This is a genomic window from Candidatus Cardinium sp. cByotN1, assembly GCF_022810525.1.
Lineage (GTDB): Bacteria > Bacteroidota > Bacteroidia > Cytophagales > Amoebophilaceae > Cardinium.
This window is the reverse complement of the sequence record NZ_JAACGG010000205.1, coordinates 1-433: the sequence shown is the minus strand read 5'-3', so window position 1 is coordinate 433 and position 433 is coordinate 1. Positions and strand designations below refer to the sequence as shown.

Below are 433 nucleotides of genomic sequence, written 5' to 3'. Positions count from 1 at the left end.
GGTAGATTATGTAAAGGTACCTTCTTTGATTAAAAATATTACAACCCCGCAGCGTACAAGCATTATACACCTAGATCTTATTCCATCCACAACTGAGGCCTATGCACTCCGAAACCTACCTATATTTCTTCCACTAGCCCTGAAACCTAAATGGGTACAAAGTATGCTTCCTTATAGTTTAGTAGATGGTTTAGTAGAAGGGGTTGGATTGGGTCACTTGGGCCATATACAAGCTATATATTGTATGCGAGATCAATATATAATGGCTATTAACTATAATGAAAAAGAACTATTGATTCCCTATGCTAAGCCATTTATAGTAAATATTAATGAACTACAAAAAAGGGTTATGGTACAACTACCAGAGGGTTACTTAGAGGCTATGCTATAATTGAAGCATGCCATATTACCTATTGGTTTCCGTTCACCACTA

The 433-nt window shown here is 36.5% G+C and carries 1 protein-coding gene; it reads left to right on the top strand.

The window, feature by feature from the left end; genetic code table 11:
- On the top strand, positions 1-391 hold a 391-nt coding region (locus tag MUW73_RS04435), incomplete at its 5' end, for a hypothetical protein (RefSeq protein WP_243575329.1).
- Between the last annotated feature and the right edge of the window lie 42 nt (positions 392-433).